Source organism: Hyphomicrobium sp. 2TAF46 (assembly GCF_052114865.1).
Classification (GTDB): Bacteria; Pseudomonadota; Alphaproteobacteria; order Rhizobiales; family Hyphomicrobiaceae; genus Hyphomicrobium_B.
Map to the genome: position 1 here is coordinate 339,455 of NZ_JBFRFO010000007.1, position 13,543 is coordinate 352,997.

The 13,543-nt window shown below is 57.0% G+C and carries 11 protein-coding genes and 1 pseudogene; 4 read left to right on the plus strand and 8 right to left on the minus strand.

Annotation, left to right across the window (positions count from 1 at the left end):
- Positions 1-131 precede the first annotated feature (131 nt).
- On the minus strand, positions 132-1,289 hold the full coding sequence (locus tag AB4Z24_RS16590) for a PepSY-associated TM helix domain-containing protein (RefSeq protein WP_441710033.1): 1,158 nt from the start codon (positions 1,287-1,289) through the stop codon (positions 132-134).
- 32 nt (positions 1,290-1,321) lie between these two features.
- Positions 1,322-1,942 carry a pyridoxamine 5'-phosphate oxidase family protein gene (locus AB4Z24_RS16595; protein WP_441710035.1) on the minus strand — a complete coding sequence of 207 codons (621 nt, stop codon included), beginning with the start codon at positions 1,940-1,942 and terminating at the stop codon, positions 1,322-1,324.
- A 310-nt stretch (positions 1,943-2,252) separates the two neighbouring features.
- On the opposite strand from AB4Z24_RS16595, the gene AB4Z24_RS16600 reads away from it, so the two are divergent.
- Together AB4Z24_RS16600 and AB4Z24_RS16605 are read left to right on the plus strand one after the other, a co-directional pair.
- Positions 2,253-3,242, plus strand: a complete 990-nt coding sequence (locus tag AB4Z24_RS16600) for a helix-turn-helix transcriptional regulator (protein WP_441710037.1) — start codon at positions 2,253-2,255, stop codon at positions 3,240-3,242.
- 139 nt (positions 3,243-3,381) lie between these two features.
- On the plus strand, positions 3,382-5,724 hold the full coding sequence (locus tag AB4Z24_RS16605) for a TonB-dependent siderophore receptor (RefSeq protein ID WP_441710039.1): 2,343 nt from the start codon (positions 3,382-3,384) through the stop codon (positions 5,722-5,724).
- A 174-nt stretch (positions 5,725-5,898) separates the two neighbouring features.
- On the opposite strand, the pseudogene AB4Z24_RS16610 reads toward AB4Z24_RS16605, so the two are convergent.
- The 5 genes and pseudogenes from AB4Z24_RS16610 to AB4Z24_RS16630 form a co-directional block, all read right to left on the minus strand.
- Positions 5,899-6,402 (minus strand): annotated as a pseudogene (locus AB4Z24_RS16610) (tyrosine-type recombinase/integrase); the annotation flags it as partial.
- Positions 6,403-6,444: 42 nt separating this feature from the next.
- Positions 6,445-8,220 carry a sulfatase-like hydrolase/transferase gene (locus AB4Z24_RS16615; protein ID WP_441710041.1) on the minus strand — a complete coding sequence of 592 codons (1,776 nt, stop codon included), beginning with the start codon at positions 8,218-8,220 and terminating at the stop codon, positions 6,445-6,447.
- Between the two features lie 159 nt (positions 8,221-8,379).
- The gene (locus AB4Z24_RS16620; RefSeq protein ID WP_441710043.1) at positions 8,380-8,580 is read right to left on the minus strand and encodes a hypothetical protein; all 201 of its coding nucleotides are present in this window, start codon (positions 8,578-8,580) and stop codon (positions 8,380-8,382) included.
- Positions 8,581-8,688: 108 nt separating this feature from the next.
- Positions 8,689-9,153: a chemotaxis protein CheW gene (locus AB4Z24_RS16625; protein WP_441710045.1), complete on the minus strand. Its 465-nt coding sequence runs from the start codon at positions 9,151-9,153 to the stop codon at positions 8,689-8,691.
- 433 nt (positions 9,154-9,586) lie between these two features.
- The gene (locus AB4Z24_RS16630) at positions 9,587-9,784 is read right to left on the minus strand and encodes a hypothetical protein (RefSeq protein WP_441710047.1); all 198 of its coding nucleotides are present in this window, start codon (positions 9,782-9,784) and stop codon (positions 9,587-9,589) included.
- A gap of 133 nt (positions 9,785-9,917) precedes the next feature.
- Between AB4Z24_RS16630 and AB4Z24_RS16635 the strand changes: the two genes are divergently transcribed.
- On the plus strand, positions 9,918-12,287 hold the full coding sequence (locus tag AB4Z24_RS16635) for a methyl-accepting chemotaxis protein (protein ID WP_441710048.1): 2,370 nt from the start codon (positions 9,918-9,920) through the stop codon (positions 12,285-12,287).
- Positions 12,284-12,445 (plus strand): hypothetical protein, encoded by a 162-nt coding sequence (locus AB4Z24_RS16640; protein WP_441710050.1) that lies wholly within the window; start codon positions 12,284-12,286, stop codon positions 12,443-12,445. The genes AB4Z24_RS16635 and AB4Z24_RS16640 overlap by 4 nt, the downstream gene beginning before the upstream one ends.
- A gap of 411 nt (positions 12,446-12,856) precedes the next feature.
- Here AB4Z24_RS16640 and AB4Z24_RS16645 read toward each other — a convergent pair whose 3' ends face one another.
- The gene (locus AB4Z24_RS16645; RefSeq protein WP_441710052.1) at positions 12,857-13,255 is read right to left on the minus strand and encodes an SET domain-containing protein; all 399 of its coding nucleotides are present in this window, start codon (positions 13,253-13,255) and stop codon (positions 12,857-12,859) included.
- Positions 13,256-13,543 lie beyond the last annotated feature (288 nt).

Here is a 13,543-nt window from a genome sequence, read left to right on the forward strand (position 1 = left end):
ATCGAACCAGCCATCGCCGATCAAGGCGGCAGCGAGCCCCGAAACGCTAGTTAAAGCAATCAGGGCGGGAATGCCGAAAATGATCCGCAAAGATCGTTCCTCACGGCGGGAAGGAAAAGTGGGGCGCTGATTCATGTGACCGGCGCCGCAATCACTTTTTCGCCGGTCAGGCCGAAACCTAACTGGGCGTCGGGGGATTTCCGGCGTGTGAAGAATAGATACAAACCGGTGACGAGAACTGCGATCGAGATCAGATCCAAAATGACCCAAATGATTTTCATCGGCATCCCGCCATAGTCGCCGAAATGCAAAGGCTGAGAAACGAAAAGCGCATCGACATACCAAGGCATGCGCCGCATATCGGTGATTTGGCCCGTCTGGGCATCCACGAGGACCGGCGTCAGAAGTTTCGCCGTCACATGTTCTTCGCCGCGCAGGAAAATCCCGTAGTGGTGCTGTCCTGAAAAGAGCGTTTTCGGATAGGTGAGGAAGGACGGAACACGGCCCTCGGGGGCGGCGGCTTTGGCTGCGCGATAGGCGATATCGACGTCGACGGGCTTCGATGGCGGYGGCAGATCCTTGTAAGGCGCGATCATGTCGGCGAGTTGGCCAAACTGCCAGATCTTGAAGATCGAATCCGCCCAGGTGTTGATGACGCCGGTGGCGCCGACGACGCTCAGCCATGCCAATGTGACGATACCGAGAAGATTATGCAGGTCGAGCCATCGGGTACGCCGGCCTTTATCATATCGGATGCTGCCGAAATCGAGGCGGCGCATGAAGGGCGCATAGAGCACCGTTCCTGACACGATGGCCGCGAGCAACAGCAGCCCCATCACGCCGAGGAACAGCTTGCCGGGAATGCCGGCGAACATGTCGACGTGCAGCGTCCGCAAGACATACATGATGCCTTCGTTGAGATTCGGTTCGCCGAGAATCTCGGCGGTGCGCGCATCGACGGCCAGCAGCCTTATGGTCTCCGGGGGCGAGTCGTAGGCTTTCGACATGCCGACGAAGATCAGGTTGCGATCGTCTTCGTCCCAAGAGATGAACGGGATCACCGAATCCGGATGGCGCGCCTGCGCCGCGGCTGCCACCTTTGTAAGGGATGCTTCGGGTGTGCCTGCGGACATCGGCGGCGGCTGTAAGTCCGCATGCTGCCAATGCAAGATATCATGGTAGAATACGAGCGGCAGGCCTGTGATGCAAAGCATCAGTAGAAAGGCGGTCGAGACGATACTCGTCCAGCGATGAACCTTATACCAAATGCGCACCGTGCGTGCTCTCACGGGCAGCCTCCTGAGTGTGATTGTCCCGACATTCAATAGAGATTTTTCTTGGCGTCCTGCTTGAGCGCGAAGTCGATCAACGCGGCGGGGACGATCGTACTGTACTGATCTTTCACAATCTGCCCCAAGGTGGGGAACGATGTGCGGTCGATTTGTTTGTCCGAGTTCCAGAGATCCGATCGACGCAGCGCTTTGCTGCAGTGAAAATAGACTTCGCGAATCTTTACGACGATAACGGAACGAGGCAGCTTGCCGTCCTGCAAGAACGTCTCCCGCAGGTCTTGGTCCGTCACCACTGACGCCGTCCCGTTGAGACGCAGCGTTTCGTCTATGCCGGGAACGAAAAACAGAAGCCCTGCTTCGGAGTTCTTGACGAGGTTTGTTAGGGTGCCGAGGCGGTTGTTGCCCGGGCGATCGGGAAACGCAATTTGCACATCGTCGAGAACGTGCACAAACCCCGGTTCACCGCCCCGTGGAGAAACGTCGGCACCGTGTGATCCCATCGTTCCGATGCAGAAGAACGGCGACAGTTCGATAAAGCGGCGCGAATGCTTGTCGAGAGTCGGAAATGCCTTGTTCTTGATCTGCGGGGAAGGATGCCGGTAGACGGTTCGGAGATCGTCTTCAGATTGGAGAGCTTCCGATTTTGACACGGTTCCTCCAATGGAAGATTGATATGCTTATGGCTAAGCGAATGCGAAGCAAGCGCGGGCTCAGCCGGGCGTGCGACGTTCAATATGAGACACCCGATATGTGAGCGCAAACCCGGAAACTGTCGCCTAATCAAGTATGGCTATCGCGATACGAAAGGCCCGGACGCCAATCTTTCGGGCGACCGAGGCGAGGCCCTTGAAAAACTTTACTAAAAAAGTATAAAAATGTTGGAGCCGCCCACCCAGGAGCTTTCTTTCCGGCGGCCGCACCGGAGCTGACCTTGTGGAAATGGCATCTCGGATTTCGCATATGTCCGAAGGCTTCAAAGTCTCGGAATTGATCCAACTAGCCGCCCAGCACGCACTGGGGGTTAAAGTTTCCACCGTGCCATCAAGCTCCACCGTGCAATCAAGGACGTTGGACACGACTGTCTTCTCAGGAAAATTGCTGACTCACGAAGTTCAGCCAGGGCTGATCGCGACGGCCGGCGACGTGACCTACCTTACCAACGATCAGGTTCAGAGCGATTCCGAGCCTGCGATCATGTGCGGCGTGCTGCTGGAGGGTGAGCCGGAGACGATGGAGGTACTCGGTTATGGTCCGATCACGCGGCATGCGCACCAGCCAAGTCTGTTCGGGTATTCGGTGCCGACCGTCTTCCAACTTTCCGATATGAACGGTCGCCGCAGCCGCTCTGCAGGCTTCGTTATTAAGCCAGACTTCTTTTCGCGCTTTGGCGACTCCATGAATTCGGACGGGCTTGCAGCATTGCGCGAGTTTAACGCTGTTCGTTTCCGTTATGAGGTACTCCCGCGTTCTCCGGTGTTGCTGGACCTCGCACGCCGCAACCTTGATCATCCCTATGATGATCAACTCGGCTCGCTTTATCTGGAGAGCAATACGCTGTCTTTCGTCATCGAGACAGCGCAGCTTCTCGCTCGGGAGCGCCGCATGATCGCGGCGATTGGTAAGCGCCACTACGACAAAGTTATGGAGGTCCGCGACATTCTTGATGCGAGCCTTGTTGCGCCTCCTAAAATCCTTGAACTGACTAAGCGTGTCGGAGTCAATCTCACGACGCTGCAAGCAAACTTCAAAACAGTCTTTGGCACCACGATTTTCGGTTACGTGCGCGCCCAAAGGTTGCAAACAGCGCGTGTGCTGCTGCGCGAATATCACGTGACGGCCGCCGAAGCGGGCTATCGCGTCGGGTTCGTCAGTCCTTCGGCTTTCACTGCAGCCTATCGGCGGCATTTCGGATATCCGCCGGGCCAAGACACGACCCGGGAGCGGTCATAGCGCTTCGTTTTTTCGAGCGCTTCTAATTTATGTTCTGCGATAGTTTTTCCCGTTTTTGGAACAGTCGTTCGCGTGGCGACGACGATAGCGGCATGCCAGAAAAACGGTGGGGAATCTCAGAAGACGTATGGGGAATTTCATGAAAGTTGTCGCGCGCCGTAGAGGCGATCGTGCGCCGGTCATTCTTGCGACAGCCATGGCGACCGCTGCTGTAGGCATTTGGACGCCGGCTGCGGCACAATCCGCGCAGGGCAACTCAACCGAAGACGTCCAGTTGCCTTCCGTCGTCGTTGAAAGTAGCGCGGCCAAGCCCAAAACGGTTGTCAAGAAGAAGGCCAAGGCCTCGAAGGCCGCGACAAAACCCGTCTCCGCACCGTCCGTGCCGCCTCAACAACTTGCCGAGCCGTCTGGCGATCAGCAGGTGGACACGCGCGGCATTGATCCGGTCAAGGGTTACTTGCCGCACATCAGCTCGACCGCGACAAAGACCGATACGCCGATCCTGGAGACGCCGCAGTCCATCTCCGTCGTTACCCAGGATCAGATCAGCGACCAGCAGGCGCAAAACATCAACGAAGCGCTGCGCTATACGCCAGGCGTCTCGCTCGACGGTTTCGGCGCGAACATATTTTTCGATTCGATCAAAATCCGCGGCTTCAATGCTCCGCAATACCTGGATGGCTTGCGGCTTCCGGCGGAAATGACGCAGTTTGCTCTGCCACGTATCGAACCTTATGGCCTCGAGCGGATCGAGGTTTTAAAAGGACCGTCGTCCGGACTGTATGGACAGTCCGATCCCGGCGGCCTCATCAACATGGTGAGTAAGCGTCCGCTCGACACGCCGCACTACGAAGTGCAGGGCACGTTCGGATCGTTCGACCGCGTCGAAGGCGCATTCGACGTCGGCGGCCCCGTCCCGACAAATCCGGATTTCCTCTATCGCGTGGTCGGATTGGTCCGTGACAGCGATACGCAGGTCGACTTCCAGCAGGACAACAAGATTTTCATCGCGCCAAGCATGACGTGGCGCCTCGACCCGAACACGCGCTTCACATTCCTGTCTCAGTATCAGAAAATAGAAAACGACGGGTATCAGCAGTACGTTCCCGGCCAAGCGACGCTTCTGCCCAATCCCAATGGACACATTCCATTGAGCCGTTACCTGGGTGAACCTGGCTTCGATCACTACGATATGCAGCAGTGGTCGGTTGGTTACGAACTGGAGCACCGCTTCAATTCCGCGCTGCAGTTCCGGCAGAACCTTCGCTACATGGATACGTCTAACGACATGCAGTCGATGCGCGGAGATGTGTTCGTCGGAGATAGCGATTTCTACCGCACGCCGATCTACGTCGATGCCAACGCGCAAAACTTCGCGGTCGACAACCAGCTGCAGGCCGATTTTGCAACGGGCGTCCTCGCGCACAAGATCTTGGCCGGCGTCGATTATCAGTATTCGACGGGATCGAACGTCACCTATTTGGCGTCGTGGCCTGTAGGCTATATCCCGATCGACGTTTACAATCCCGTCTACGGTGCTTACCCCATTCCGTCGCGGGACGATCTGAACCGCTTTATCGATCTCAGCACCAAGCAGCAGCAAACCGGCATTTATCTGCAGGATCAGGTCAAGCTCGATCGGTGGACGCTATCACTTTCGGGGCGGCAGGATTGGTCTAGCGTCGAGACGACGAGTGCGGCCGTCTATCCGCGGGCAGGCCAATATAACCGCGATGACTCGGCGCAGACTGGACGCGTCGGCCTGAGCTACCTCTTCGACTTCGGACTCGCGCCGTACATCAGCTATTCAACGTCATTCGTTCCGAACGCAGGCGCGGATATCTCCGGCAATACGTTCAGACCGACGACGGGCGAAGGCAAGGAAGTCGGCGTGAAATTCATGCCGAACGGAACGAACCTGATGTTCACGGCGGCCCTGTTCGACATACGTCAGAATGACATTCTGACGGCCGATTCGCAAACGGGCGGTCTGACCAGCGTGCAGACCGATCAGGCGCGTGTTCGCGGATTCGAGTTCGAGGTTCGCGGCAATGTCACCCGCGAACTGCAAATCGTCGGCGGCTACAGCCGTCTCGACCCAGAAATTACGAAGAGCAAGGACGGAAATGCAGGCAATTATCTGCCCAACGTCAATCTCGACCAGGCATCGCTGTGGGGCAAGTATACGTGGTTCGACGGACCGCTGGCGGGCTTTGGCCTTAGCGGCGGCGTTCGCTACGTCGGCGAAAACTACGGGGACCAGACGAATACGATTTACATTCCATCGCACACCTTGTTCGACGCAGGCCTGAGCTACGATTTCGCCTACCTCGACCACAAGCTCGACGGCTGGCAAGCTCAGCTCAACGCCACAAACCTGACCGACGAATATTACGTCACGTCATGCCAGTCGGGCTTGGCCTATTGCGGCCTCGGCCAAGGACGCACGATTCTGGGAACCATCAAATATTCCTGGCGGTAAGGCACCATGTTTACGGAGGTGGGGCCCCAGGCTGACGGCGGCTTTGAGACCATAGCGACAGAATGCGAGGAAAGCCTGGACATAGACGGTCGATCCCAAAAGCTGTCATCAGCCTTCCCATGATCGGCGACTCTTAGTCCGTCGCCGATCACGTCTGCTTACCGGAGGATCGCGTTAAATGTCGATCTTCTCTGCAATCTCGATGGCATCATCTACCTCGATACCGAAGTAGCGCACCGTGCTCTCGATCTTGGAGTGCCCAAGCAAAAGCTGCACTGCGCGGAGATTTCCAGTGCGCCGGTAGATCAGCACCGCTTTTGTTCGACGCAATGAGTGTGTGCCGAACTTTGCCGGGTCGAGCCCAATGCTGGCCACCCATTCTTGAACCAGTCGGGCATACTGCCGAGTCGTGAGGCTGCAGCGATCGGCTCGCCCGGCAAACAGGGATTGACCGGGTTTGCGTTCTGTCAGACGCAAGTACTCGTCAATTGCCTGTCGCCTCTGATCGGTCAGCTCGAACCGAACCGGATGACCGGTCTTCTTCTGCCGGATGATCGCGCGATCCATAGAGTAACCGCTCGGTGCAACATCGTCGACACGGACGGCAACCACGTCGCAGCCGCGCAGTTTGCTATCGATTGCCAGATTGAAGAGCGCAGCGCTTTCGAACGAGCGTCGAGAGTCAGAATTCCTACGCGGCGAGCCCCCATTCGAAGATCGTCAAGCCCGTGCCGGGAACCAATAGCCATCTATTAGGGGCAAGAACTTGCCGTTATCGTCGCCAACTTCCTCGTCGATGCGCGCGTTCAGCTTGTCGTTCAATGCCATCATCAGTTCGCCCTTGGCGGTGCCATCCTGCGCCAGGTTGCGTGTCTCCTCCGGGTCCTCCTGCAGGTCATAGACTTCGAGGTCGTTGTTGGTGACCAACGCCTCGTAAGTGGTCGGACGATTGAAATGAATTGGTGAGAAGTATCGGCTGAACCTGTAGCGGCCATCAAAGATGCTTCGTATGGCGCCGCGATTGTTGAAGTCCGGCTGCAGCCTCACAAGTTTTTCGACTTTCTCCACCATCGGTTCATTCGACACGACGACCCTGATTAATGGGGCGAACCACTTGGCGTCGAGGTAGGAGAACATGTTGTAATTGTACAGTGCCGCCGGACGCACAGCGGTAGTGGAAGCCTGCTCGGGGGAGCTCAGGAGTTTGGACAAATCGCGTCCCGGCAAGCCCGTACCTGCACGGGCGACTGCGTCAAACGGCTTGCCTGTCAGCCCAAGCAAAGTCGGTGCGAGATCGATTTGGGAGGATATTGCCTTCGTGCTGCGTCCGCCCGGATAGGCGGGATGCAAGATCATGAGGGGCAAATGCTGCTGCTCTTTGTAGGCATTTGCGCCCTTGCCGCGCATTTGGTGGGCGCCGCCTAACTCGCCGTGATCGGCGGTGAAGATCACAATCGTCGAGTCTTCCAGGCCATTGGCTTTTACTTCATCGAGCAGCCGAACAAGATGGTCGTCGCAGTCACGAATGCAGTTGAAGTAATAGTTTTGCAAAATCCTCCATCGACTGTCTTCGTTCGGCCATTGACCGAGCAGAATGTCTTGGGTGGCTTGATATTCGTAATGGGCGCGCGGTCTGCCGGGCGCATCGAGCGGCTGAATGCGCGTCGCTGGCAGTGGGACGTCCCACTCCGCGAGATAAATGTCGTTCCGGGGCGGTCGGTCAATCGGGTAGGCCGCATACTTGCCCTGAACTGTCTCACCGGGCGCGTCTGAATTGACGTACATGACATCATGTGGATTGACCAGATTTACAGCCATGAACCACGGCTGACTCTTTGCCTTCAGTTCTCGCGCCGTGCTCTTCAGCCACGTAACAGCGGAGTTGGTCGCAAAGCTATCATACCTGTATCCACCAATCGGGCCATCAATCAGGTCACCAAGTCCGAGGAAATCCGCGAACCCGTACTTTTCGATTGCGTCACGGTATTGGAGCAATGGCGCGTCGACTGGCTTGCGCGCTGTATCGAGAGTGCCGCTGAGATGCCACTTGCCCTGATAGGCAGCGTGATAACCTAGTTGCTGGAGACGATGACCGATCGTCACCATCTCGACAGACATGTCGCGCTGCCAGGGAGCCTCCATATTATCGAAGACGCCCGTATGTTGGATGTGCTGGCCGGTGTAGATGACGGAGCGTGCCGACGAGCAAACCTGCGATGCGCCTTGGTGATTAAGGAAAGTGGTGCCGTTCGTCTTCAGATATTCACGACCCGGAACCGGAAATGGCCACTTTTTGAAAAAGTGCTCTTGGTCAACCAGGACGAACAGGATGTTGTAGCCCGGCGGCGGTGTCTCAGGTGCCTTATCGGGTAGCTTTAGTTGCGCCAGCGTCGCATCCGCAGGGGACGACAGGAAATTGACTCCGAAAAGCGCGCCGCCTGCGCCCACAACGTCACGACGTGATGGATTTCTGGAATATTCCCGAGTGTCGGCCATGGATTTCTCCTCCCGACTTCGATCCCTCGGACTGTTCAAGTCTGCGTCCAGACCCGGAGAAGGTCAACAGGAACATGCTTTCCGCGGCCGCAAAGCCAGTCCGCACGTCGTGGAACAATCGTAAACCGAGCTGTTCAACTCTTGCTCGATTTTGCGCGGTTAGGCTCTGATCATCGATCGTTCGCTTTTGGCGTTGACTAGGTCTTTCTGATCGCCGAGACGACCCGAGCGGATTACGTCAATCGACTCGCTGTCGAAAATCGTGAGTTCGAAATCGGCAGCCTTCAGCGCCTCGTTGTCACGGGCATCCGCGAGATACTTATTGACGGAACCGACGGTCGCTTCTCGGCAGTTCTGCATCGAGCCCGAGCGCCTTGAAGACTGGAGGATTTTGGGATCATCGAATAAAAGAGGGAAGCGGCAGGTCAATTCCGCGTCCCTCCTCTGGCAGCAGTCTGGCCGCCAGACTTATGCTGCTAATTCAGATGTCGCCGTGATGGTGTCGAGCGACAACACACTGATCATTCGGCCTTCAGCAGGAATAACGCCATCAATCAACGTCCTCGTCATGTCGGACGCAACCTCCGGCGTCGGCTGAATGTCCTCGTCCCCGCCGCTGAAGATTTCAGTGACGGCATCGACAAGAAAGCCGATTACCTGCTTGCCGATCTCCACCACCATGATGGCATGTCGTGTCGACGGTTCGGCCGGTGGGAACCCCATCCTGGCCGCCAAGTCGATGATGGGAAGAACCATGCCGCGCAGATTGATCACGCCCAATATGTAGCTTGGCGCATGCGGAAGCTGCGTGGCCGGCGTCCAGCCTCGGATCTCACGCACGTTCATAACATCGACGCAGAATTCCTGCTGGCCTAGGCGGAACGCGATGAGTTCGCGCCCATTAACGCTGTCAGATCTTGGATTGGTGGTCATTGATATTTGTTCCTCAGAGCCCCCTTAAGCTTGCGTCCCTAGAATTCAGTCCAACCGTCATCGCCGTTGGCGGACTTGCGTCTGAAGAAACGCTGGCAAAGTGCGCCCTGAATCCGTGTGCTGCACCTAACGGAACATTCGTTTATAGAGAATAAACTCCGTAAACGTCTTTTTGAAATTCGCAGGCAAAGTCGATACCTCCTGCATGGATCGGCGTTCCTGTACCTCTTCGCCAACGGGGGCTCTATCACCCGGAGTTCGATGTCGACCGCAGGAACGCCCAACAGTACGAGTTCATGCTCAAGAAGGTGGCCTCGAAGCGTCCGGGAACCCCCAACGAACACTTGGACTTTAGCGGTGGATAGGCGAGAGAGGCGTCTGCGCCCCGGCACGCGTGACACGCTGGTCAGGGGGCCCGGCCACGCAAACACATTCATTTCGTGAGCACCGCCGACGAGCGGTCTTCGTCCTGTACAAGGCGCCGCTTCGTCGCCAGCAGACTCTCGATGGCGTGCGCTGGATCATTCGGCACTTGGGTGATCGACAGAACCGCGACATGCATCACGCCGTCCGATTGGGCAACTGCCATCACCGCGGCGACCAGCCTGTCCTTGCTGCCTTCCCCCCTCATCAGCTTCGTCCGAGCAGCTGTAGAAGGCAATTCATTAAGGATAACGGTTTAGCCTGTCGGGAAAGTTTTTTGGCTTCCAGGAAAGATCGCGAAAGATGTCAAGCATCCGACCGCGAGCGTTAGGGATATGAAAATGCTGATAAATTCGGCCACCGGTCGTAACATTTTCGCGGTCGCCGCATGCGGCCTGATCGCGACTATCACGGCTTCGGCCGTCTTGTTCTATCGTTCCTACCAAGACGTGCGGAGCACCAGCCTTGACCGCATGCAAGAGATCGCAAAGGCGGAAGCGCTGACAAGCGAGAAGCGGATCGGTCGTTCCGCTCGCATCACCGACGCTCTCGGGTCGGTTCTGGAGGTCATGAAAGATCGCGGCGACACCGATCGCGCCAGGGCCGACGGAATCCTACGCCACTTGCTTGAAAGCAACCCGGATATTCTCGGCGTCTGGACGGGATGGGAGCCGAACGCATTCGACGGCAAGGACGTCGACTTTGTCAAAGCACAAGGCCACGATTCAACGGGTCGTTACGTTCCTTATTTCGTCCGGGGTACGAATGGGGAAATATCGAACACGGCGCTCGTCGATTATGCAGTGCCCGGTCCCGGCGATTACTATCAGTTGCCCTTCACCCGGCAGAAGACGGTCGTTATCGAACCCTATGCTTACGCGATTGACGGCAAGGATGTTCTGATGACCTCGATTTCAAAACCAGTCGTCGTCAATGGCAAGACGCTGGGCGTTGCCGGGATCGATCTTTCGCTGGCCGAAACCAGCAAGGCGCTCTCGGCCATCCATCCAATGGACACGGGCTATGTCAGCCTGGTGAGCAGTGGCGGCAAGATCGTCGGCCATCCCAATGCTGCGCTAATTGGCAAGAGCCTTGCCGAGGGCGGCGCGGAGACGGCTGACTGGGAAAAACTGATCGCTCATCCAGGCATGGAGCAACAAATCGCGGCACCGGATGGTGCGGTATACCTTGCCGTCGCATCGCCCGTCACGCTCACTCCAGAAATCACATGGTATGCGATCGTCGCCGTTCCGAAGAGTACTGTCTTTGCGCAGCTGAACACAATGATGCGGGATGCGGCCCTGATCGTCACCACGACCGCCGCGCTTCTTGCCCTGGCAGGTTGGTTCATTGCTCGCCGCTTCATCGGCCGTATCTCCAACATCATCGGGGAAACGGCGCAGATCGCCGAAGGTAACCTGAAGCTCGAATTGAAGGACAGCAAAGTCAAGGACGAGATCGGCGATCTCGCCCGCTCGCTCGAAGTGCTACTTGAAAACAACCGGGAAAAGGACCGGCTCGAAAGAGAAGCCGAAGCCAATCGCAGCTTAATCGAAAAAGAACGCATTGCCCGTCAGGAGCAAGAAGCCAGAGATGCGGCGAATGTGGAGAAGGAACGCATTGCCCGTCAGGAGCAAGAAGCCAGAGACGCGGCGAATGTGAAGTTTGCCGTCGATAGCCTCGCGGCTGGCCTGTCTCATCTTTCCGATGGCGACGTGTCCTACCGGATTGGCGCGCCGTTCACGGACGCTCTGGATCAGGTGCGCCACGACTTCAACAATTCAGCCGAGAAGCTGGAAACGGCTCTGACGCAGGTGGCAAAGAACGCCCGAAGCATCGAAGCTAGTTCCGATGAAATCCGCTCTGCCGCTGATGATCTGGCCAAGCGCACCGAACAGCAGGCCGCGGCCCTCGAGGAAACCGCCGCCGCGCTGGAAGAGATCACCACAACGGTCAAGGGTTCCACCGAGCGGGCGCAGGAAGCAGGCGAGTTCGTCAGCCGTGCGAAGGCGGGGGCGGAAGAGTCCGGCAGAGTGGTCCGCCGTGCCGTCTCGGCGATGGAAGCCATCGAGAAGTCGTCCTCGCAGATCAACAATATTATCGGCGTGATCGATGAGATCGCCTTCCAGACGAACTTGCTTGCGCTCAACGCAGGCGTGGAGGCAGCCCGCGCGGGTGAGGCGGGCAGGGGCTTCGCCGTTGTGGCTCAGGAAGTACGTGAGCTTGCGCTACGGTCCGCCAATTCCGCCAAAGAGATTAAGGCGCTTATTGGCACGTCCGGCGAGCAAGTTCGCGAAGGTGTCCAACTTGTCGGTGATACAGGCCGCGCTCTAGAAACCATCGTTGCCGAAGTGCAGGAGATCAACCGCCATGTCACCGCCATTGTCAAAGCGGCGCAGGAACAGTCTTCTGGACTTCAGCAGATCAACACCGCAGTCAATCAGATGGATCAGGATACGCAGCGGAACGCGGCAATGGTCGAGGAAACCACTGCTGCCACGCACAGCCTTTCGCGTGAAGCCACCTCGCTCAATGAGCTTCTGACCATGTTCAAGCTCTCTGGCGGAGCGCGTCCAACATCGACGCCGGTGCAAGCAGCAACTGGCTCAAAAAAGCCCGCCGCATCTCCTGTGCGCGCCCTTGGCCGAAAGATCGCAAGCGCCTTCTCCGGCAATGCCGCCGTCAGAAAGGAAGAGTGGGAAGACTTTTGACTACCCAACACAGCGCAACAGGCAAGCTTCAGGAAATCACCGCCTACATGTTGAATGAAGACCACCCCATCCGCGAAATTCGCGGATGGGGACAGGCCGGAGACGCTGACCTCGACGATATCTTCGGCGATCGACTTGCCTGTCTCAAGCTCGGTTAGGAACGGGCACAGGCCGCGCTTGACGCATCCAGAGACGGATCGGTGAAGTCATTCCATCTACGCCTCAAATGTCCATCATCGGTCCGTCGCGTCATTTGACGGACGTCTGCTCTGGATCGCATTGCGGGCCTCGCGCTGGCTCGCCAGGATGCCTTACGCGGTCGAGGTGGGATGTCGGCTTTCTCGGCATTGCGACATAGCTGCAATATCCCAAAAGTGGAAGTGAGCAATCTAAGGATCACCGGTAGGGACTAGGTCACCATCGACGCCTGCTTGCCGGTGGAAAGCAGCCCAAGTCGCCGCACGGTTTTGATGTGCTCATGAGCTGTAGCCGGCCTCACCGTCATCAGGCGAGGTCGGTATTCGCCTGTAAAGCTCAGGCCGATACCGGATGTTGTTTACGGCTATTCACTACTGGGCACACTGAACACAGCGGCAGCTTCCTGCCAGATGCATCTCGAAATATTCTTCGCCGTAATCGTAGGAAAGTTCTTCGCCCGACTCGATATCGCGGAGCGCGAAAATATACACACGACGCTTGCGGATATCGATTTCGCAATTCGGCGCGCAGGAGTGGTTGATAAAGCGGGCTGCATTCGCCGGTATGTTCCCGTCGATCATGTTCCTATCGCTCGTCCAAAAAAGGTACTTCCCGCGATTCTCCTTTATCTGCTTAGCTGTGGCTGGGCGTCCGAGGTATTCGATGATGCATGAACCCTTAGGTATGCGTTCCTGAGTGAAAAGACCTCTGCCACTGAACGACCGACGGACGGCAAGGGGAAAGGGCATAGGTATGAAGCGTCGCTTCATTGGGGAGGATACCACACTTCATTTTCTACCAATCCGGCGTCCATATGCTGAAAAGTTTTGAGCGGCTCGACGTGAGCGATCGCAACTGGCGGAAACAAATGTGGCTCGTCAATTTCTTCTTGATGCTACTTACACGCCGCTCTTTGACGGCCAAAAACATCAGCGTCCGAAGGGCATAGTCGGTCTGGAGCGACAATCTCATAAAAGATGCATATCATATACTGGATTTTCCCGCCAAGCTGTGCAAATAGTGCATTTTGAATGCATCTTATTGAGGCGAGGCGTATG

Coding starts and splice junctions, on each gene's coding strand:
- AB4Z24_RS16630 (WP_441710047.1), bottom strand. CDS start 9,784: ATGAGGGGGGAAGGCAGCAAGGACAGGCTGGTCGCCGCGGTGATGGCA.
- AB4Z24_RS16635 (WP_441710048.1), top strand. CDS start 9,918: ATGCTGATAAATTCGGCCACCGGTCGTAACATTTTCGCGGTCGCCGCA.
- AB4Z24_RS16615 (WP_441710041.1), bottom strand. CDS start 8,220: ATGGCCGACACTCGGGAATATTCCAGAAATCCATCACGTCGTGACGTT.
- AB4Z24_RS16600 (WP_441710037.1), top strand. CDS start 2,253: ATGTCCGAAGGCTTCAAAGTCTCGGAATTGATCCAACTAGCCGCCCAG.
- AB4Z24_RS16625 (WP_441710045.1), bottom strand. CDS start 9,153: ATGACCACCAATCCAAGATCTGACAGCGTTAATGGGCGCGAACTCATC.
- AB4Z24_RS16605 (WP_441710039.1), top strand. CDS start 3,382: ATGAAAGTTGTCGCGCGCCGTAGAGGCGATCGTGCGCCGGTCATTCTT.
- AB4Z24_RS16645 (WP_441710052.1), bottom strand. CDS start 13,255: ATGAAGCGACGCTTCATACCTATGCCCTTTCCCCTTGCCGTCCGTCGG.
- AB4Z24_RS16620 (WP_441710043.1), bottom strand. CDS start 8,580: ATGCAGAACTGCCGAGAAGCGACCGTCGGTTCCGTCAATAAGTATCTC.